We start from the raw sequence: 20,067 nt of genomic DNA, 5'->3' as shown, positions 1-20,067 counted from the left end.
GGCATATGGCTATTCACGTACGATCAGCGCCAGCATGCGTCCTTCGTGCCGCTTGCCGGCGAGTGCGGCACGGCGATGCGAGAACCATAGCGGATTCTCGAGCGTGCATAGGCTGCGGCGGATGTTCCTGAAGCGTTCGGACAGTTGCGGTTCGCCTTCGCCGTCGCTCTGGCAGAGCACGGCGAGCTCCTCGTCTTCGCTCAGGTATTGGGTGGCCGCGTTGACGCGCGGGCGGGAGGAGACGATGTTGTCGGCCGGTACGCCCGCCCTGGCTAGCTCCTGCAGGGCGGCCGCGGCGATGTCGATGCCCGGCTGTCCGAAACGGCTCAGCGTGAAGGTTCCCGGGAACTGTGCGTCGAATTCGTCGGCGATGTCACCGCCGACTTCATAGCAATCGCCGCAGATGCAGGGTCCGAGCGTGGCGATGATGCGCTCCGGCTTCGCCCCCTTGTCGGCCATCACGTCGATGGTGGCGCCGATCACGCCTTGCTGCAGGCCGCGTCGGCCGCAGTGCGCGGCACCGATCACGCCGGCTTCGGGGTCGGCCATGAGTACCGGCAGGCAGTCGGCGGCGAACATGCCGAGTGCCACGTTCTTTTGGGAGGTCACTTGGCCATCGGCTTCGATTACGGCCGGTTCCCCTGCGGTGTCGTCAACGGTTCGCGCGGTGTCGGCCTTGGTACCGGACACGTCGAATCCGAACGGACGGTTCAGCACGAATGCCGCGTCCACATCCACCGCGTCGCCGGAATGCACTTGGCTGACGAGGCTGATCTTCGCGCCGAGCGTGGCGGCGAGCGCCATGCGGTTGGCGAGTACGTGTTCCGGGTTGTCGCCGGTTTTGCCGCCGAGGTTGAAGTGTGCGAAGTCACCTTCGCTGGCACCGCCGAGTCGTGTGGTGTAGGCCACTGTGATGCCGGGGGCCAGCATGATTGGGATGGTCACCGGAATCGGGTTGCCGTCTTTGTCGGTGGGGTCGATGGCGTTGGAATTGAGAATCGCGTCATCGTACTGTTCGTTACTCATGTCACATTCCTTGATCACTTGCGATTGCTGGGCTTACTACCGTTTTTTCGGCCGATTATTCGGCTTTGAGCGTCGGTTGTTTCGTACGCGAGCGGATGGCGGCGTTGACGGGCACTTCCTGCGGGCATGGCATGGAGAAGACGTGCGCCGGATTGTTGATGGCTTCCACCCATTGGCCGTCGGCGTCGCGGAATCCTCCCGCGGGCACGGTATAGGCGAGGGGCGCGGCCCCGGGTAGCACGAATTCGACGTTCTGGCCTGCCTCGATCTTGTTGCGGCTCATGATGGTCACGCGTCCGCCGTCTTGCGGACTCCAGGAGAGCACCTCGCCGACGACGAGCCATGCGCGGAAGTAGGCGGAACGGTCGGTGCTCTGCCGCACCTTGTGTTCCGGATAGTAGAAGCCGGTGGAATAGTCGCGGTGGGCCACCTTGTCAGGTTCGTCGAGCAACCAGTCCGGCAACGTGATGTGCCCCGCCGGGCGCACGCCGGCATGGTACCAGCCGTCCGGCAGCACTTCGGCCGCCGTGTTCGACTTGCGGCGCGTGCTGCGCGCGTGGTAGCTCAGGTCTTCCGGCTCGGTCGTGATGGCGCCGGCGACCGGAACGGTATCGATATCCGGCTTGCCCGCGAACGCGCCATCGGCATTGCGCATGATCGCATCGTTGATTTCCGGCTTGCCGTACTCCGGATCCGAAGGGCGGATCACGCGGTCGCGGAAGGGTTCCAGCACATTGCCGTCCGCATCCTCGAAACCGCGTTGCACCATGTATTCATTGACGGCCGTCTTGTAGGCGTTCGTCATTGCGGCGATGTAATACGCGCTCTTGGAGCGGCCTTCGATTTTGAGGCTCGTCGCGCCGGAGTCGATGAGATCGTCGATATGGGCGAGCATATTCATGTCCTGCGAGTTGAACAGGTACGCGCCCTCTTCGGTCTGTTCGATCGGGAAGTACTGGCCGGGGCGTTTCTCCTCCACGATCGAATACTTCCAGCGGCATGGCTGCGCGCATTCGCCATGATTGCCGTCGCGGCCGGTCAGATAGTTGGAGAACAGGCAGCGGCCGGAAAACGCCATGCACATGGCACCGTGCACGAAGCATTCGATGTCGAGGTCGTCGGGGATGCGTGCACGGATGTCGCGCACGGCCTGCAGGTCCATTTCGCGGGCCAGTACCACTCGGCGCGCACCCAGCTCGTAAAAAGCGTTCGCGGCCTGATAGTTGGTCACGCCGGCCTGCGTGCTCACATGCAGTTCGAGGTTCGGAGCAATCTGCTTGGCCATGAGCATTACGCCGATGTCGGAGACGATCAGCGCGTCCACGCCGGTGTCTTTCAGCTGGCCGAGATATTCGCGCATCGCCTCGACCTCGTTGTTGCGCGGCAGCACGTTGAAGGTCACGTAGACGCGGGCGCCACGCTCATGCGCATAGCGTGCGCCTTCTTCGAAATCCTCCAAACTCAGGTTCTTGGGCGCCGAACGCATGCCGAACGCCTTGCCGCCGCAGTAGACGGCGTCCGCACCGTAGTCGACGGCCGTTTTGAGCCCTCGCAGGTTGCCCGCCGGAGCCAATACCTCAGGCTTGTTTCTTCTTTGCACGAATGTTCCTCTTACTCGCCGCCTACGCGGTTTCTTTCGATTCAGACCATCTGTCATTCTCGTAGATTCACGGGACAGGTAGCCGCAAGGCCATTACGCCACGGATTCCCTTGCGGCAACACCCGCACATGCGTCAATCAACCGGAAAATCGCGTCATATCGTCTCATCCCAACTCGCGGGCGACCGCCGCCAGTACGTCCACGGCGGCGGCGAACTCCTCCGGCGTGGTGTAGGAGTAGCTCAGGCGCAGGGAATTGTCGGCTGCGAAATCGTAGATGTCACCCGGATTCAGCAGTACGCCGCGTTCCGCGGTCTCCTGGAACAGGCGATTCATGCGCATCGGACGGTCGAAGGTGAGCCAGATGTAGAAGCCGCCATGCGGCGTGGTCCAATGCGCGAGGTCCGGCATCGTCTTGCGCAACGTCTCCAACGCGCGGTCACGCCGCCGACGAAGCTCGATCTTCAATCCCGCAACGTATTCGTCGTACAGACCGGAACTCAGGAAGCGGGTGAACGTCCACTGGCTCAGGACGCTCGCGCCGTAGTCCATCTGCATCTTCACATCGGCGAGGCGTTGCACGATCGGCTCGTTCGCCACGATCCAGCCGATGCGCAGTCCCGGAGACAGCGCCTTCGACGCACTGCCGAGCGTGATCACCATGCCGGTCTCGTCAAGCGCCTTCAACGGCAGCGGCGCCTCACCGTCAAATACCAGGTCGCGGTAGGCACCGTCCTCGATGATCGGCAGACGGTTGGCCACGCAACATGCGATCAGCTCATGCCGGCGCCGCTCGCTCATGGTGATGCTCGTCGGATTATGGTTGGTCGGAATCGTGTACAGGATGGCGTTCTCGGCATGTTTCCTCGCCGTGACCGATGGCAGATGGTCGGATGGCAGTCCGGAGGATGACGTTACGACATCCCGCCCCAGCAACAGACGCTGCAACGCGCCCACATCCAGGCCGTCGGCATCCATCGGCACGCCTTTCAGCCGCATGCCGGCCGACTGGAAGATCTGCAACGACTTGACGTAGCTCGGCGATTCCGCGTAAACGGTGGAATTCGCCGGCAGCAGGCTCATCGAGATCATCTGCAACGCCTGCAACGCGCCGCTCGTCACCAGCACCTGCGCCGGCGTGCATTCGACGCCCGTGGCGCACATGTGCGCGGCAATCGCCTCACGCAATGCGGGCAGTCCTTCCGGCGGCGGGTAGCCGAGCGAATCGATCTCGTTCGCCGCCTCGCCGAGCACCTGCCTCCACATGGCTTTGGGAAAGAGCCGCGGATCAAGTTCGCCGGTGCCGATGCGGGTCATGTTCGGCACGAATTCGTAACGGTTGATGGCTTGGATGGTGGCGTTGTTCGCCCTGAAAAAGCCTGAGCTCACATAGTCGGCCCAGTCCGGCGCACCCGGCAGCATCAGCGACCACGTATTGCTCACGATTCTCGTGCCCGCGCCATGCTGCCCTTCGACGATGCCGTAATCCGACAGTTCGTTGATGGCCGCAATGATGGTGGAGCGGTTCACTCCGAACCATTCGGCCAGGGCGCGCTGCGACGGAAGCCTCGATCCGATCGGCCAGTTGCCGCTCGACACCTGTTCGCACATGTAGTCGACGATCTGCTCGGTGATGGGTCTGTCGGATTCACGACTCGGCTTCCAATCGATGTTCAGCGAAGCGATGCGTGCCATGACCCTCCTTGTGACGTTCCTGCGATCTCATTGCGGTCAATTCAGCCAGATTGGTCGCTTGGCTGGACCAAATTCAACACTTTGGCTGGTTGCCTATTGTAGTTACGCCTCTACAATGAATAACAGTTTACGTGTATATCTTTGCAATATAAAGATGAAACACCCTTTATGTGATGTTGGTTTGGCTGGAATTGGTTGGATGAAAGAAAACCAGCCAAACATTTTTGGATGAGAATGCTGAGGTTGTTATGGGATTTTTCCTGCAGGGTCTCACGCTGGGATTGGCGTATACCGCGCCGATCGGCATGCAGAATCTGTTCGTGATCAATTCGGCGCTGACCAAACCGCGCCGCCGCGCGTTGCTGACGGCGCTGATCGTGCTGGCCTTCGATATCTCACTGTCGCTGTCATGCTTTTTCGGCATCGGCAGGCTGATGCAGCGCTATGACTGGCTGCGCCTGGGCGTCCTGGCCGTCGGCGGCCTGGTGGTGATCCATATCGGCGCGGGGCTGCTGTTCGCCAAAAAGCAACGGCAATCCTCCGACAATATCGCGCAGTCCCGCAGCACGGCGCATCAGGTGGCATCACGCTTCGGCGGCGACAACGAACTGCTGGGCACCATCATCACCGCCGGTGTGGTGACGTGGCTCAATCCGCAGGCCATCATCGACGGTACGCTGATGCTCGGCGCCTTCAGCGCCACGCTCACCATGTCGCAGTCCACACCGTTCATCACCGGCGTGGAAACCGCCTCCGCGCTGTGGTTCCTCGGGCTTACGCTGCTGATTTCGGTGTTCAGCCATAAGTTCAGCCCGAAGATCATCGGCTTCATGAACCGGGCGTGCGGCGCCGTGGTGATGCTGTACGGCGCCAAGCTCCTTGTGGACTTCGCCATCGCCGTGCTCTAAGGCCCGCCCGCTTGCTTCCGGCGGGAAGCCGGAAGCGAGCGCAGTCAGCCGAGGAAGGCGAGCTCCTCATCGGTGAGTTCAAGTTCGTCGGCCTTCAACGAGTCGAGAATGGTTTCGGGGCGGTGCGCGCCCGGAATCACGAACATGTGCTCGCCCTTGGCGAGCTCCCAGGCGAGCACCGCCCGCTGGTAGCTCACGCCATGCTTGTCCGCGACCTCGCGGAACGGATCGAACAGGTGCTCGTCATACGGATGACGGTAACCGCCGAGCGGACTCCAGCACACGAACGCCAGACCGGCCTCGGCGCAGTAGTCCAGCGTATCCTGGGTTTCCAGATGAATCGGGGAATACTGGTTCTGCACGGCCACGAGCTTGTCACCGAGAATCTCCTGCGCGATCTTCAGCTGCTCGATGCTCACGTTGGAAACGCCCGCCCACTGGGCCACGCCCTGATCGAGCAACGCCTTGATGCCCTCGCAGGACTCGTTGTACGGCACTTCGGGATCATGGCGGTGCAGGTACAGCAGGTCGATCGAATCGACGCCGAGCGCCTGCGCGGACTGCTTGCCGTATGCGATGAGATGCTCCGGCCTGCCGTCGCGCGGCCACACCGGCTTGTTGCCCTCCCACGCACGGCGCAGACCGACCTTGGTGGCCACGGTGACCTCGTCCCGCGGGCCGTTCCAGGTTTCCAGAGCCTCGCGCACCAGCTTTTCGCCGGTCTGTTCCTCCTCGCCCGGAGTGTAGTAGGCCCAGGCGGTGTCGATATGGCGACAGCCTGCATCCAGTGAGGCGTGCAGCGTTTCGATGCCGACGTCATGCCCACGGTTGTTTTCGATGGTCAACGGCATTTCACCATGGCCGATGGCGGTGGTGCGGAACGGTCCGAGATTGCGGAACAGGGTCATGTCTTCTCCTTCAAAGAAGCCTTGTCTTACAGCACGGGATCCCTACGGAAATCCTTGCCTTCCAACAGCAAAGCCTACCAATCGCCCTAGGCGAAAGGCAGGCTTTCCCATGCGGCCGGGATGGCCGGTCAGCGTCCGCCGAACGAACCGCCACCGCCGCCACCGGACGAACCGCCGAAGCCGCCACCGGAACCGCCGGAGAAGCTGCCGCCGGAGCCACCGCTGGACGACGATGGCGCGGTTGCGGCCATGGTGGTGCGAATGTCGGAGAAGCTGGAACTCAGCTGTGCTCCGAAATCGCCATAATTCGCGCTGAACGCCGACGCATCGAACGATCCGCCGGCCGCCGAGGCGAAAGCGGATCCCGACGTGAGCGAATACGAACGGCATGGCCAGTACAGGTACGAGGACGCGGCATTCTGGTCCAGCCATTCCGGATCGGTCACTTCGGGATAGGCCCTGGCCAGTTGTGCGGCGGCCTTCTCGGAAATGCCGAACGCCGTCGCATACACCATGTAACGGCCCCATAGGGTCAGGTCGAGCACGCTACGGTCGGTGAAATCGCTGAAATCCTCAAGATAGTTCTTCAGACCCTGCACCTGGCCGGCATACCGCTGCCCCACTTCGGTGATGGCGGTGCCCCGCGTGATGTTCAGAATGAATATCGACATCAGCATGATCGGTAGGCATTCCACAAACACCAATGCCAGCTCGCTTCCCGAACTGATGAATCGGAACTCCATGACAATGCTGAGCAGAATACCAAGCACACCGCATACACGTGCGCCAAAGCCGGTGCTCTGCGTGGCGCCGAGCCTGCCGAATTCGTTGTCACAAGCGGTATCGAAGGCATTCTGCAGTGTGTAGGCCTTGCTGTAATCCCCCAACGCGCTCTTCATGGCTTTGAGGTCGTAGACCCTGCTGCCGATTAGCTCCGAGGCCTTGACCAGGATATCAAGCGCGGCCCGCTCGGATTGGCTGAGATTCAATGACCCGATGTCGCCGTAGACCACCGGCAGAATCACCAAGGTGCTGGACTTGCGCAGCTCCGATTCCTTGCCGTTCGAGGCGATCATCGCCGCCAACGTCGATGCGCCGGTACTGGACATGTCATAGCCGGCATATAGTTCGGCAGGTCCGGGGTAGATGGCGATTGCCCCCTTGGAAGCCAACGACATGACGGTCGAGCTCATCTGGCGGTTACGGACGCTCGCGCCCTTCCTGCCGACTCCGGACGGTCCGGCCAATATCCCCATCATTTTGGCCGCGCTGGCCGGAGACATGTCCGGCGGGTCACGCCAATACTCGATGCCGCCGTGGTATTGCGACGCCTTGATGCTGCGAACGGCGCCGATCATGCCCAATACGCACAATACGATGCCGATCACGCCTGCGCCCACCCAGACCAATACGCGCAATCTGGCGGAATGACGTCGTTCGTCACGCCATTTCGTCTCATCCTGCGTTTCGATCTTCATGAACGTGCTCTTGGCGTCCTTGTCCGACGTGCGCGCCACATTGCCGGCCAATGTGGAATCGAACATGGCCACGATGTCGAGATAGTCGCCTGCCCGTATGTCGTCGGCGGAGAGCACGAGCGAGCCGTTCTTGCCGCGGTCGGTCGAGTTCGCACGTGTGACGTGCAGCCAGCCCCACGTGTTCTTGCGGGTGGCGCCGTCGGGGAAGGTCAGCGTGCAGGTCACTTTGCCGATCGGAATCTGGTTCTTCTTGCCGAACGGTTCCCACTGCATGACGGTGACGTCATTGTATTTCGTGACCGCATTCTTGAATGTCATGCTGATGTCGAACTTCAGGCCGCTGGCTGACGAGACCGCGGGAATGTTCCAGCCGATTTCCACGGTGCGGTGCTGTGCCGAACCGGCGGAGGCGTCGGATTTCAGCTCCTTTTCGGCACGGGCCGTGGTCGATTCGCCATCGCCGTCGGAGTGCTTCGCCGAAAATCCCTGGGTCTGCGGGTCATAGGGCTGCAGATTGGAATCGCCCTGTGTCACGTCGGCGATGTACCACTGACCGGCATGCTGTTCGTTCCATTCCTGATTGGAATAGTCGCTTGGGGTGGCGATGCTTCCCTGCGGGTATTCCTTGCCAGTGAACGGATCGGACACGCTGATGTCGGTGATGTTGGTGAATGCATCCTCGGAAAGATCGTACTGCTGATACAGCTGCTTCCACGGACGCTCATGGTCGTCATCGCCGCGATCACGAAGCGTCACGTCGATATGCTGCGTGACCTTCAGATCGCCATCGGCCGTGATCTGCGCGTCCAGATCGAGTGTTTTGTAGCTCATGTCGGGTTCGTCGCCGTTGGCCTCGGCAACCACGATGATGCCACCCACCACCATCACGCTGATGATTATGGCGGTGATGGCGCCGGTAAGCACCTGTTTGAACTTCATCGGCGTTCCTTTCCGTGTGAAGCCCCGAAGGGCGGGGCGGACGCAAAAGCCTCATCCATGCTGCGGATGAGGCTCAGGGGCATCGGTCAGAACTTGACCTGGGGAACCTGGCGATCGGCTTCGTCGACCTGGAAGTACGTTGCCTGCTCGAAGTGGAACAGACCTGCGATGATATTCGTCGGCACGACTTCGATCCGGGTGTTGTACTTCTGTACCACATCGTTGTAGAACTGGCGTGCGTAGGCGATCTTCTCTTCGAGGGACTTGAGCTGGGACTGCAGATCCATGAAGTTCTGATTGGCCTGCAGCTGCGGATACGCCTCGGCGGTGGCCTGCAGATTGACCAACGCACGGCTGAGCTGGTTTTCGGCCTGGATCCGCTGTGCCACGTCGCCGGACTGAGCCGCCTGCATCACGCCCGCGCGGGCCTGTGTCACCTGGGTGAACACCTCGGATTCATGGGAGGCATAGCCTTTGACGGTCTCGACGAGATTCGGGATGAGATCGGCACGTTGCTTCAGTTGCACGTCGATCTGCGCCCAGCCGTTCCTGACGCGATTACGCAAGGTGACCAAGCCGTTGTAGGCGGAAATAGCCCACAGCGCAATAAGAACAATTACGACGATCGCAATAATAATGCCAACATTCATCGTCAATCCTTACTTTTAACTTATTATTTCCTCGACCATCTTCGCATGGACCCTACACATTGTACTATCTTGTCCTATTTCGCCTCAAATGGCACCCTCTTCCGATGGGCGTCGGACATTGTGGCAATCGGCAACGAAAAACGCGTGGAGGGCCACCCCGAACCGGATGGCCCTCCACGCGTTTGCTTCGACTAGACGTCTACGATATCAGTCCTCGAACGGATCGAAGTCACGGCGCACGCGGCGACGCGGACGTTCGGAACGCTCTTCGCGATCGGCGCGGTACTCGTCGTAGTTCTCGTCGGCCACGTAGCGCGGGTTGCGGTCGTCACGGCGGCCACGGCCACCACGACGGTCGGAACGGCGATCATCGCGGTCGTAGTCACGGTCATCACGATCGGAACGACGGCGACGCGGACGATCATCATAATCACGATCATCACGATCGTCATAGTCACGCTCACGACGGCGACGCGGACGATCATCATAATCACGATCATCACGATCGGAACGACGGCGACGCGGACGATCATCATAATCACGATCATCACGATCGGAACGACGGTCGTCACGGCGGCCACGGCCACCACGACGGTCATCGCGGTCGGAACGGTCACCGCGCTCACGGCGCGGGGCGGAGGATTCCTGATCCTCGAAGCCCGGGACGGCGAGGCTGATCTTGCCACGATCGTCAACGCCCTGCACGATCACCTCAACGGTGTCGCCTTCCTTGAGCACGTCTTCAACGGCGTCGATGCGCTCGCCGTTGGCCAGATTGCGGATCTGGGAGATATGCAGCAGGCCGTCGGTGCCCGGGGTCAGGTTCACGAAGGCACCGAAGGAGGTGGTCTTCACAACCTTGCCGTTGTAGGTCTCGCCGGCTTCCGGCACATGCGGGTTGGCGATGGAGTCGATAATCTCCTTGGCCTTCTCGGCGCCCTCGCCACCTTCGGAGGAGATGAACACGGTACCGTCATCTTCGATGGCGATCTCGGCACCGGTCTCTTCCTGGATCTGGTTGATCATCTTGCCCTTCGGGCCGATGACCTCGCCGATCTTGTCGACCGGAACGGTGGTGGTGATGATGCGCGGCGCGAACGGGCTCATCTCGGCCGGGCCGTCGATGCACTCGTTGATGACCTCGAGAATGGTGGTGCGGGCTTCCTTGGCCTGCTGCAGGGCGGAGGCCAGGATATCGGCAGGAATGCCGTCGAGCTTGGTGTCGAGCTGCAGGGCGGTGATGAATTCGGAGGTGCCGGCGACCTTGAAGTCCATGTCGCCGAAGGCGTCTTCGGCACCGAGGATGTCGGTCAGGGTCTTGAAGATGTGCTGGCCGTCGACGTCACCGGACACCAGGCCCATGGCGATGCCGGCAACCGGGGCCTTCAGCGGAACGCCCGCGGCGAGCAGGGACAGCGTGGAGGCGCACACGGAGCCCATGGAGGTGGAACCGTTGGAGCCGATGGCCTCGGAGACCTGACGGATGGCGTACGGGAACTCCTCGCGGCTCGGCAGCACCGGCACGAGGGCCTTCTCGGCGAGGGCGCCGTGACCGATCTCGCGGCGCTTCGGGGAGCCGACGCGGCCGGTCTCACCGGTGGAGTACGGCGGCATCTCGTAGTTATGCATGTAACGCTTGGACTGCGGTCCGGACAGCGCGTCGATCTGCTGCTCCATCTTGAGCATGTTCAGTGTGGAGACACCCAGAATCTGGGTTTCGCCACGCTGGAACAGGGCGGAACCGTGCACACGCGGCACGATGTCCACTTCGGCGGACAGGGTGCGGATGTCGCGCAGGCCACGGCCGTCGATGCGATAGTCCTGGGTCAGGATGCGGCGACGCACAATCTGGCGCTGCAGCTCCTTGAAGGCGTTGCCGATTTCCTTATCCTTCTCGGCATCGTCCATGTCGGTGAACTCTCCCGCGAGGGTGGCTCTGACACCTTCCTTGATTTCGTGGATGCGGTCCTGACGCGGCAGCTTTTCGGCGATGGACAGAGCCTCGTCGAGGTCGGCGTGCGCGATTTCGTCGATACGGTTGTACAGATCCTCGGTGTACTCCGGGAAGAGCTGGAATTCCTTGGTCTCCTTCGCAGCGATCTGCTTGAGTTCGGCCTGGGCCTCGCAGATCACCTTGATGAACGGCTTGGCGGCCTCAAGACCACCGGCGACGACCTCCTCATCCGGCTTGGTCTGGCCCTCGTCGTAGATGAGGTGCCAGGCGTTCTTGCCGGCACCGGCTTCGATCATGGCGATGGCGACGTCGCCGTTTTCGACGACGCGGCCGGCGACCACGATCTCGAACACGGCACGCTCACGCTCGCCCCAACGCGGGAATGCGACCCACTGGCCATCGATCAGGGCCAGACGCACGCCGGAGACCGGGCCCTCGAACGGCAGACCGGAAATCATGGTGGAGGCGGAGGCGGCGTTCAGCGCGATGACGTCATAGGCGTCATCCGGGTTGACGGCGAGCACGGTCTCGACGACCTGCACTTCGTTGCGCAGGGTGTGCGGGAACAGTGGGCGCAGCGGGCGGTCGATGATACGGCAGGCGAGAATGGCCTCGGAGCTCGGGCGTCCTTCACGGCGGAAGAACGAGCCCGGGATTTTGCCGGCGGCGTACATCTTCTCCTCCACGTCGACGGTCAGCGGGAAGAAGTCGTAGTTCTCCTTCGGGCTGGAGCCGGCGGTGGTGGTCGACAGAATCATCGAATCATCATCAAGATAGGCGGCGACGGCGCCATCCGCCTGCTGGGCGAGACGACCGGTCTCGAAGCGCAGCGTGCGCTTGCCGAATGAACCATTATCGATAACGGCTTCTACAGCCTTGATTTCGGGACCCTCCATAGGGTTCCTCCTTTTTCCTTGCTTTTACTTACCAACTATCGGCTGTCCTCTTCAGCGGACTTCCACCGATTTCAACATGCGTGACGCGACGGTACCTTCGTCGCTTTCCTCAATCCTTGATTCTAGACCTCTTACGCCCCAAACCGTTGGGCCTTCATACTGTCTTTCCTCATCGCGGCTGTCATGCAAAAACGCCCGGGCGCCGTATGACGCTCGGGCGGAAGAATTATACTATCGGCGCAGACCCAGACGCTCGATCAGGGAGCGGTAACGATTGATGTCAACACGCTTGAGATAGTCAAGCATACGACGACGGTCACCGACCATCAGCAGCAGACCACGACGAGAGTGGTGATCGTGCTTGTGCTCCTTGAGGTGCTCGGTCAGATCAGCGATACGCTTGGTCAGCAGGGCAACCTGGACCTCCGGGGAGCCGGTGTCACCCTCGTGGGTAGCGTAAGTCTTGATGATTTCCTGCTTTTCCTCAGCCGTAAGTGCCACGGCTTCCTCCTTATGTTGCTGCGCGGTGCTGCCGGCCCAATGCCGACGCGCTCTCTATCCGCGGGCGAAACACGCCAAAGGGCAATCATACACGAAGCCCGGACCAAATCATTGTCCCATTCCGCCGAGCTCGGCAGGGGACTCAGTCGAACGCATGTCAGACCGCGGTAAGCAGGCCACCGAACAGCACCACGCCAAGCGCGACCAGTTCGATCACGAAGAACAGGATGAACGAGGCCCAGCTGCGTGTCAGCACGTTCAGCTTCGATTCCTTTTTGATGCACACCAGCAGACCCACCCACAACACGGCGTAGACGGCCACGCCGAAGCCGGCCGCGATGATGCCGAGGTTGGCGGCGTTCGCAAGCCCGGAGGCATTGCCGTACATCACGTAGGTGGCGTTCCAGAAGTTGAAGCTCAGCAGGCACAGGCCCGCCACGAACTGTTCGGCGGCCAGGCCGATGATGAAGATTGTGCCCCACAGCCACTTCTTCGCGTCAGCGACCATGAGGCCCAGACCCGCCATCGCCATGATGGTGACGGTCCACGAGATCAGCGCGACGCCGCGGGGATTCAGAAAGCTCAGATGCGCGACCAGCCAGGTGGCATCCTTCACCGCAATGGCGCGACCCCACCAATAGGGCGCGATCATGGCCGCCAACACCAGCACGATGAACAGCACCCAACGGCCCGTATGCGATTCACGGCGCTCGATATCGGCCAAAGACAAGTCGGATTGTTCGATGGATGCGGTCGGATGTTTGGAGACGTCGACCGTCTCGACCACACCGTCAACGACTTCCGTGGCCTTGTTGCTTTCCGCCTGTGCCATGTTTCGCTCCATTGATAGAGGTCCCTGCGATCATCGCGCCGCTTCGCGGCAGCTACAGCATACCCGGCGCGCCGCGCCGCCGCACGGCCGGTATGCAAAAAGGCGTGCCGCTAAGCACGCCTTGCTTCTTCTCTTGAGCCCGTTATGGAGCGGATGACGGGAATCGAACCCGCGTAATCAGTTTGGAAGACTGAGGCTCTACCATTGAGCTACATCCGCGCACCGCCCTGCATCGGCCCGAGCCGACACGAAACGACTCGAGCCATTATACACACTCCCCCCAACAATCGCAAGTCTGCCAGCGACCAGCCTACGCTTCGGCGACGTGGACCTCATAGGGCTCGAGGGCGACCTCGGCGGGCAGCATGATGTCGCCGTCGGAATCGAGGCAAGCGGTCTGGCGTGAGGACGAGAAGTTGAACAGCCCCAACACCGTACGGCCTTCCACGTGGCGCACCATCGCCAGCACGGCATCGTTGTGCGCATCCCACGTGGTGACCCATGCGTCCGGGCCGAAGCACGGATCGTCGCGCATCTCACGAATGCCCTTCAGACCATCCCACATCCGCTTCTGCAGGGTGCCGGCCGTTTTGCGCTTCTCGGCGTTCTCCCAGTCGAACGGACTGCGGTGCAGGTTGCGGGAATCCTCCACCCGGTCCGGATCCTCCTTGTACTCCCAGCCGTTGAGCTGCACGATTTCGTCGCCGCAGCTCAGCATCGGGAAGCCGCGCAGGAACGCCATCGACGAATGCATCATCAGGTCACGCTTCATGGAAATGTCCAGCAACGGCTTGTCGTGCGTAATCAGCGCACGTTCCACACCGCACATACTTGCCGTGGTGCCGCAGCTGCGTGCGTCCTTCGAGGCCTCGTCGTAGTTGTACAGCTCGCCCATGGCCCAGCTGCCCGGCACGGAACCCTCATAGAAGTGGTACAGGAACTCCTTATGCTTCAACGGATCGATGCCGAGCCGAATCTCCTCCGGCTCATCGAGGCCCCAGCCGACATCGTCATGGCAGCGCAGGTAGTTCACGAACCAGCAGTTCTCCGGCAGCGAGTCGAGCTTGTCGAGCTGGTCCTTCAGCAGCCGTACGTCGCCGCTGGCGAGCGCGCTCCACAGGTTCACCATGATGGACACGTTGTACAGCATGTGGCATTCGGGATGCTCCGGGGTTCCGAAATAGGCGGCAAGCTCCTTCGGGGCCATGACCACCTCGCCCTTGAGCACCACGGCCGGGCAGACGCATTCGAGCACGATGCGCAGCATGCGTACGATGGTGTGCACCTGGGGCAGATTGCGGCAGTTGGTGCCGAGCTCCTTCCAGATATATGGCACGGCGTCGATGCGGAACACCTCGACACCGAGGTTCGCGAGTCCCAGCACGCTTTTCATCACGGCGATGAGCACCTTCGGATTGCGGTAGTTCAGATCCCACTGGAACGGGTAGAACGAGGTGAGCACCCATTTGCGCATGTCTTCGTTCCATGTGAAGTTGCCGGGTGCCGTGGCCGGGAAGACCTCCGGGACGACGGCGTCATACTGATCGGGAACGGTGCGGTCGTCGTAGCAGTAGTAGTAGTCCTGATATTCGGGATCGCCGGCCTGTGCCGCCTTGGCCCAGCGATGGCTGGAGGCGGTGTGGTTCATCACGAAGTCGAGGCACAGGCTGATGCCGGCGCGCCGCAGCTTCTTGGTGAGCGCCGCAAGATCCTCATTGGTGCCCAGGCTCGGATCGACCGAATCGAAATCCTCCACCGCATAGCCGCCGTCGTTCTGCGGGTGCGGCATCTTCAGCAGCGGCATCAGATGCAGGTAGGTGAGCTTCTGTTCCTTGAGATACGGCACCTTTTCGGCGAGATTCTTAAGGTTCCCGGCGAACAGGTCGGTGTACATGGTCATGCCGAACATGTTGCCGCGCTTGTACCATTCCGGATCGGCCACGCGCTTGGTGTCAAGACGCTTCAGATCGGCCGGTCGGGCCGCATGGGCTTCGTTCATGAGCTCCCGCAGGCTTTCCAACGCTTCGGCGTCGCCATACAGGCTTGTGAACAGCTCTTCCAGCTCTTCGTCATGTTGTGCGAGACGGTTTGCAAATGCTTCATCGGACTTGGAACGTGCCGCCATGTGTGGACTCCTTCAGGAAACTTCATTGTTGCGAGTCTTCACGCGGCTCCCATCGCCGCGTTGCCACTCAGTGTAGCGCGGTCCATTTCTTTCACCAAACCGGTTCGATGCACCGATTTGCCTACTATCAACCGTTTGACGATGGCCTTTCACCCCCTGTCGGTCGTGATATGCACCACCGCCGACGCGACGGGTCCGTCGTGACTCAGGGAGATGTGTATCGCATGGGATTGCGGCGATCCCAAGGATTCACTCAACTTGCGCCGCATCTCCAAAGGCAGGACGACATGGGGGACGCCATGCGAGTCGTCGAGGATTTCGACGCATGGCCAGGGGAAGGTATCGATGCTGTAAGGGGGATGAAAAGAAACGTCATCACGTTCCGACATGAAGGACAACGCCTCGCACCAAGCCTTGAGAAAGGCCTCCTTGCCGGCCCAGCGGGCGGCAAGATGCACCGCTTCGCCGTCGTTTTTGACCTTCGCGCGTTGCGCCGACTGGCGCAGTTCGCGTGCGGAGAACAATCCGCGCATACGCGAGCCGGGCGATCCCAACTGCTCGCCGAACGCACGCACATCGACCACGTCATGCCCCAAGCCCAGCATCGAGCGATCCTTTCCGTACCACAACCGCAACGTTCCGACGACGATCGCCGCAGCACACATCAATCGTACGGAATCCCAATCCCGAACCGTTGGGATTCCCATACGACAGGGGGATTCCCGCCGTCCGCGGACCGTCACGATACCGGGACGGTCCGCGGACGGCGGCCTTCATCGATCACCTGCGGGACTGGACGGGCCTGCCGCAGCAAACCCGACCTTTTTCTATGCCTCGAAGTAGCCGGAGGCTCCTAGGCGGGCGCCCGGATCGAGCAGCATGGCCTTCTCGACCTCGTGGGCGTCGTAGCCGTGACCGTTCTCATGGAAACGACGGTTGTCGATCGGCTCGTAGAGCGAGGCACGGCCCATCATGCCCTCCTCGAGACGGCGCTGACCTGCGGCCAGACGTGCGTTGGCGCGTTCACGCCATGCGTCCAGCGCTTCGCCGCCCGCGGTGCGCGCCACGGCTGCTTCGAAGGCGCCCGGATTCACGATCGCGGCGAAGCCGGACACGTGGCCGAAGCCCAGCGAAGTGGCGAGACCGGCCTTGACCGCACCGACCTTCAGCGGCTCCCTCAGCCAGACCATATGATCGTCGCGCATGAGCTTCGGATCGACGCAGTCGAGCGCCGCGTTCGCCGGAATCACGCCGGACTTGAACAGCTGCGTCAGGCCGTTGACCTGGAAGATGCAGGCTCCGCCCTTGGCATGGCCGGTAAGCGACTTTTGCGAGATCACGAACAACGGATTGCCGTCCGTACGTCCGATGGCGTGGGCCAGCGTGTTATGCAGCTCGGACTCGTTCGGATCGTTGGCGTTGGTGGAGGTATCGTGCTTGGAGACCACGGCGATGTCGTCCGGGGTCACGCCGAGCCTGGCCAGATCACGCACCAGCTTGGAATCCTTGCCACCCATGCCGGCGGCAAGTGCGCCAAGGCCCGGGGCGGGGATGGAGGTGTGCGCGCCGTCCGCATAGGAATGCACGAAGCCAATCACGCCGGCGACCGGCAGGCCGAGCTTCAACGCGATGTCACCACGGGTCAGCAGGATGGTGCCGCCGCCCTGGGATTCCACGAAACCGCCGCGGCGGCGGTCGTTGGCGCGCGAGAAGAAGCGTGCGTCGATGCCCTTGGCATACATCTCCTCCGAATCGGCGGTGGCGTTCATGTTGCCGAAGCCGATCACGGATTCCACGCCGATGTCGTCGATTGCGCCGGTGACCACGAAGTCGGCCTTGCCGAGGGCGATCTTGTCGGCGCCCTCCTCCAAGGAGACCGCGGCGGTGGCGCAGGCGGAGACCGGCTGGATCATATTGCCGTAACCGCCGATGTAGGACTGCATCACGTGGGCCGCGACGACGTTCGGCAGGGCCTCCTGCAGGATGTCGGTCGGGATCTCATGGTTGAGGAAGCGGTCCAGGTAGAGCTTTCTCATGGAGGCCATGCCACCGAAACCGGTGCCCTGCGTGGAGGCCACCATGGACGGATGCACGGCTTCGAGAATCTCCGTCGGCGTGAAGCCGGCGGATAGGTAGGCATCGACGGTGGTGACGATGTTCCACAGCGCAATCTTGTCGACGTCGCCGACCATGGAGGCCGGAATGCCCCACTTGACCGGGTCGAAGCCCTTCGGGAACTGGCCGCCGACCGTGCGGGTCATGGCCGCACGCCGGGGTACGCGGATCATGGAGCCGGCGTGGCGGGTCACATTCCACTCGCCCGACTCGGCGTCGGCCGCGATGGAGGTGTGAGCCTCGTCAAGCTTGACGTACTCTTCGGCGATCTGGCGGGTCGGCACCGCGAAGGTCACATCGTGATCGAGGAATACCTCGGCCTCCTCCTCGTCGGTGCCGTTCCGGTAGTCTCCGCCCATGCCCTCGTCGAATGGGCGGATGCCCGAGCGGGCCACGACCTCGTCATGGTAGCGTTCGGCGATATCCTCTTCGGGCACGAGATTGCCGTCGGCATCGTACCAACCCGGTTTCGGGCTGTCGTTCCAGGTCAGCAGGCCCATGTTCCAGGCGAGTTCGAGCACCGCCCCCGCAGACAGATCGACCTGGCCGTCGGGATGGATGCCGAGTTCGGCTTCGAAACGGGTGCGGCCGGAGCCCCACGGTCCCAGCTCGCCGATGGAGACGATGACGATCTCATCTTCCGGGCGTGCGGTGACGTTCCGCCAATCCTGCAAATCGACCGCCGCCTGGCGCGGGGCGCGCGGGGAAGGCAGCGCCTTGATCGGCATGGTCTTTTCGGAAGTGGAATCGCCCTCGCCCTGCGATTCGGCATGCTCCGCGGTCTTGGCTTCGGCATCGGCCATGGCCTCGGCACGAAGCGCCTTGATATCGATTGGCTCGGAGCCCAGGCCCCCGGTCAGATCCACGTCAAGAGGGGACCTGACGGCCTCCTCACGGGATTCGCGAGTGGCCAGATCAAGCAGTTTCACTGCGATCTGCGCGGTGGAATAGGTCTTGAGTCCATGGCGCTCCACCACCGCGACCAGTGGATCGTTACCGCCCATCAGACCGGTGCCACGCACCCAGCCGATCTTCGGATGAGCGAAGGTGACCCGACCCGACCACACCTTTTCGGCGCGGGCGCGATTCACGATCGCATCGAATGCGCTCTTCACCTCGCCGTATGCGCCGTCGCCGCCGAAGATGCCACGGTTCGGCGAGCCCGGCAGAATCACATGCAGCCTGTGCTGCACATCGGTGTCGGCACCGATTTTGGCAAGTCCGGAAATCGCACGTTCCACACCCCACAGCATGAGGCGGGCCTGGGATTCGAACAGTTCGCCGGAATCCGCCAAGGTGCCGTGCACCGGTGGTGCGGCGAACGGGAAGAACAGGCTCGGCTCGTAGGCGGGCTTGAGGATGGTGGTGGTCGCGCCGGAGGTCTTCTTCTGCACGTTGCCGATCCACTGCACCAGCGCGTCCACGTCACGATAGCTGGAAAGGTTCGCCGGAACCAGCCACAACCTGGCGCCGCCCGTGGCATGTTCACGATAGGTCTGCTTGGCCCATGCCTTCACGCTCGGCTTGAAGCTGTGCGAAGTGGCGACGACCGTCGCACCGCCGGCAAGCAGGCCGTTGACGACCTGTGCGGCGATGGAGTTCGGGGCCACGCCGGTCACGACGGCGATATCGCCCGTGAATCGGCTGGCGGAGGCATCATCGGAGACGTTTTCGAGCGCTTCGGCGGCAACGCGGCGGAAGGCGGAGGCGAGGGCGGATCGTGCGGCCCCCTCCTCGGATGCGATTTTGCCCGCGTACCAGTCGGCTTCGGCGGCAACGGCCTTGCCGAGACCGACGAAGCCGCCGTCCAGGGCGGAGACGTCGTCGTTGTAGTAGGCACGGGCGAGATCCTCACGTGCGGAGGCCCAACGGTCGTCGAACAGTATGGCCTTGCGGGCATCGAAACGCGGTTCGACCTGCTTCGGCCAATCGGATCCAAGCTCGGCTTCGACGGCGGCGACCACCGCGGCGTTGTTATCGGCGGAATCGTCGGCCGACGGAGCGGTGACGCCCAGCTGGTTCAGTACGAACCTGGCGGTGGAGGCAAGTACGCCGTCGGCACCGGTCACCTTGGCCGCGAACGCATCCAGAGCGGCGGAGTCGACCACCGCACCGCCGGCCGCGCCACCGGCATTCGGCATGGCCACGGCCACGCCATTGTCGGAGGCGACCTTCTGCACGGCCGCATCGATCAGCGCATTGGCCGCGGCGGCATTGGAAACCGCATCGGTGGCCAACGAGGCGAGGTCGCCGCCACGCGAGCTGGCACCCTCACGGGTTTCGAGCACGAGCGCGGCCACCACATGGCCGGACCAGCCTTCGCCAAGCTGCCAGGTATCGGTCACGCGCTTGGTGATCTGACCGAGCTTGACGCCGGCGGCACCGAACAGACCACGCACGCGATCGCGCACGATGTCGGCAAGCACCGGGCCGAAGGCCTT

12 protein-coding genes, 1 tRNA gene and 1 pseudogene are annotated in these 20,067 nt (G+C 62.2%); 1 reads left to right on the top strand and 13 read right to left on the bottom strand.

Annotation, left to right across the window (positions count from 1 at the left end; translation table 11 throughout):
• Positions 1 to 9: 9 nt before the first annotated feature.
• The 3 genes from BMOU_RS08240 to BMOU_RS08230 all read right to left on the bottom strand — a co-directional run bounded on the left by BMOU_RS08240 (position 10) and on the right by BMOU_RS08230 (position 4,320).
• Positions 10 to 1,026 (bottom strand): polyphenol oxidase family protein, encoded by a 1,017-nt coding sequence (locus tag BMOU_RS08240; protein WP_034876605.1) that lies wholly within the window; start codon positions 1,024 to 1,026, stop codon positions 10 to 12.
• Positions 1,027 to 1,081: 55 nt separating this feature from the next.
• Positions 1,082 to 2,626, bottom strand: coding sequence for a peptidase U32 family protein (locus BMOU_RS08235; protein ID WP_034876603.1), 1,545 nt, complete (start codon positions 2,624 to 2,626; stop codon positions 1,082 to 1,084).
• A gap of 164 nt (positions 2,627 to 2,790) precedes the next feature.
• Complete coding sequence (locus BMOU_RS08230; protein WP_034876600.1) at positions 2,791 to 4,320, bottom strand: aminotransferase-like domain-containing protein; 1,530 nt, start codon at positions 4,318 to 4,320, stop codon at positions 2,791 to 2,793.
• Positions 4,321 to 4,568: 248 nt separating this feature from the next.
• On the opposite strand from BMOU_RS08230, the gene BMOU_RS08225 reads away from it, so the two are divergent.
• Entirely contained in the window at positions 4,569 to 5,228 is a 660-nt protein-coding gene (locus BMOU_RS08225) for a LysE/ArgO family amino acid transporter (RefSeq protein WP_034876597.1), read from the top strand.
• Positions 5,229 to 5,272: 44 nt separating this feature from the next.
• Here the strand turns inward: BMOU_RS08225 and BMOU_RS08220 are convergent, their stop codons facing one another.
• From BMOU_RS08220 to BMOU_RS11855, 10 genes and pseudogenes are all read right to left on the bottom strand, one after another.
• Entirely contained in the window at positions 5,273 to 6,136 is an 864-nt protein-coding gene (locus BMOU_RS08220; RefSeq protein ID WP_034876594.1) for an aldo/keto reductase, read from the bottom strand.
• Between the two features lie 128 nt (positions 6,137 to 6,264).
• Positions 6,265 to 8,553 (bottom strand): DUF2207 domain-containing protein, encoded by a 2,289-nt coding sequence (locus BMOU_RS08215; protein ID WP_034876592.1) that lies wholly within the window; start codon positions 8,551 to 8,553, stop codon positions 6,265 to 6,267.
• A gap of 86 nt (positions 8,554 to 8,639) precedes the next feature.
• On the bottom strand, positions 8,640 to 9,203 hold the full coding sequence (locus BMOU_RS08210; RefSeq protein WP_034876590.1) for a LemA family protein: 564 nt from the start codon (positions 9,201 to 9,203) through the stop codon (positions 8,640 to 8,642).
• A 207-nt stretch (positions 9,204 to 9,410) separates the two neighbouring features.
• The gene (locus tag BMOU_RS08205; RefSeq protein ID WP_034876587.1) at positions 9,411 to 12,053 is read right to left on the bottom strand and encodes a polyribonucleotide nucleotidyltransferase; all 2,643 of its coding nucleotides are present in this window, start codon (positions 12,051 to 12,053) and stop codon (positions 9,411 to 9,413) included.
• Between the two features lie 231 nt (positions 12,054 to 12,284).
• Positions 12,285 to 12,554, bottom strand: coding sequence for a 30S ribosomal protein S15 (gene rpsO, locus BMOU_RS08200; protein WP_003807806.1), 270 nt, complete (start codon positions 12,552 to 12,554; stop codon positions 12,285 to 12,287).
• Positions 12,555 to 12,711: 157 nt separating this feature from the next.
• A complete protein-coding gene (locus tag BMOU_RS08195; protein ID WP_034876585.1) occupies positions 12,712 to 13,398 on the bottom strand; it encodes a hypothetical protein in 687 nt (228 codons plus the stop codon).
• A gap of 133 nt (positions 13,399 to 13,531) precedes the next feature.
• A tRNA-Gly gene (locus BMOU_RS08190) sits at positions 13,532 to 13,605 on the bottom strand.
• 91 nt (positions 13,606 to 13,696) lie between these two features.
• Positions 13,697 to 15,511 (bottom strand): alpha-amylase family protein, encoded by a 1,815-nt coding sequence (locus BMOU_RS08185; RefSeq protein ID WP_034876582.1) that lies wholly within the window; start codon positions 15,509 to 15,511, stop codon positions 13,697 to 13,699.
• A 149-nt stretch (positions 15,512 to 15,660) separates the two neighbouring features.
• Complete coding sequence (locus BMOU_RS08180; RefSeq protein WP_034876580.1) at positions 15,661 to 16,116, bottom strand: holo-ACP synthase; 456 nt, start codon at positions 16,114 to 16,116, stop codon at positions 15,661 to 15,663.
• Positions 16,117 to 16,338: 222 nt separating this feature from the next.
• Positions 16,339 to 19,260 (bottom strand): annotated as a pseudogene (locus BMOU_RS11855) (beta-ketoacyl synthase N-terminal-like domain-containing protein); the annotation flags it as partial.
• Positions 19,261 to 20,067: the final 807 nt, after the last annotated feature.

This window comes from Bifidobacterium moukalabense DSM 27321, assembly GCF_000522505.1.
GTDB classification, from domain to species: Bacteria; Actinomycetota; Actinomycetes; order Actinomycetales; family Bifidobacteriaceae; genus Bifidobacterium; species Bifidobacterium moukalabense.
The sequence above is the reverse complement of the archived record's forward strand: the minus strand, read 5'-3'. Positions and strand labels throughout refer to the sequence as shown.

What these genes read in the sequence shown, in the direction of transcription:
- BMOU_RS08240 (WP_034876605.1), bottom strand. Translation starts at nt 1,026, where the DNA reads ATGAGTAACGAACAGTACGATGACGCGATTCTCAATTCCAACGCCATC.
- BMOU_RS08230 (WP_034876600.1), bottom strand. Translation starts at nt 4,320, where the DNA reads ATGGCACGCATCGCTTCGCTGAACATCGATTGGAAGCCGAGTCGTGAA.
- BMOU_RS08225 (WP_034876597.1), top strand. Translation starts at nt 4,569, where the DNA reads ATGGGATTTTTCCTGCAGGGTCTCACGCTGGGATTGGCGTATACCGCG.
- BMOU_RS08220 (WP_034876594.1), bottom strand. Translation starts at nt 6,136, where the DNA reads ATGACCCTGTTCCGCAATCTCGGACCGTTCCGCACCACCGCCATCGGC.
- BMOU_RS08215 (WP_034876592.1), bottom strand. Translation starts at nt 8,553, where the DNA reads ATGAAGTTCAAACAGGTGCTTACCGGCGCCATCACCGCCATAATCATC.
- BMOU_RS08210 (WP_034876590.1), bottom strand. Translation starts at nt 9,203, where the DNA reads ATGAATGTTGGCATTATTATTGCGATCGTCGTAATTGTTCTTATTGCG.
- BMOU_RS08205 (WP_034876587.1), bottom strand. Translation starts at nt 12,053, where the DNA reads ATGGAGGGTCCCGAAATCAAGGCTGTAGAAGCCGTTATCGATAATGGT.
- BMOU_RS08195 (WP_034876585.1), bottom strand. Translation starts at nt 13,398, where the DNA reads ATGGAGCGAAACATGGCACAGGCGGAAAGCAACAAGGCCACGGAAGTC.
- BMOU_RS08185 (WP_034876582.1), bottom strand. Translation starts at nt 15,511, where the DNA reads ATGGCGGCACGTTCCAAGTCCGATGAAGCATTTGCAAACCGTCTCGCA.
- BMOU_RS08180 (WP_034876580.1), bottom strand. Translation starts at nt 16,116, where the DNA reads ATGCTGGGCTTGGGGCATGACGTGGTCGATGTGCGTGCGTTCGGCGAG.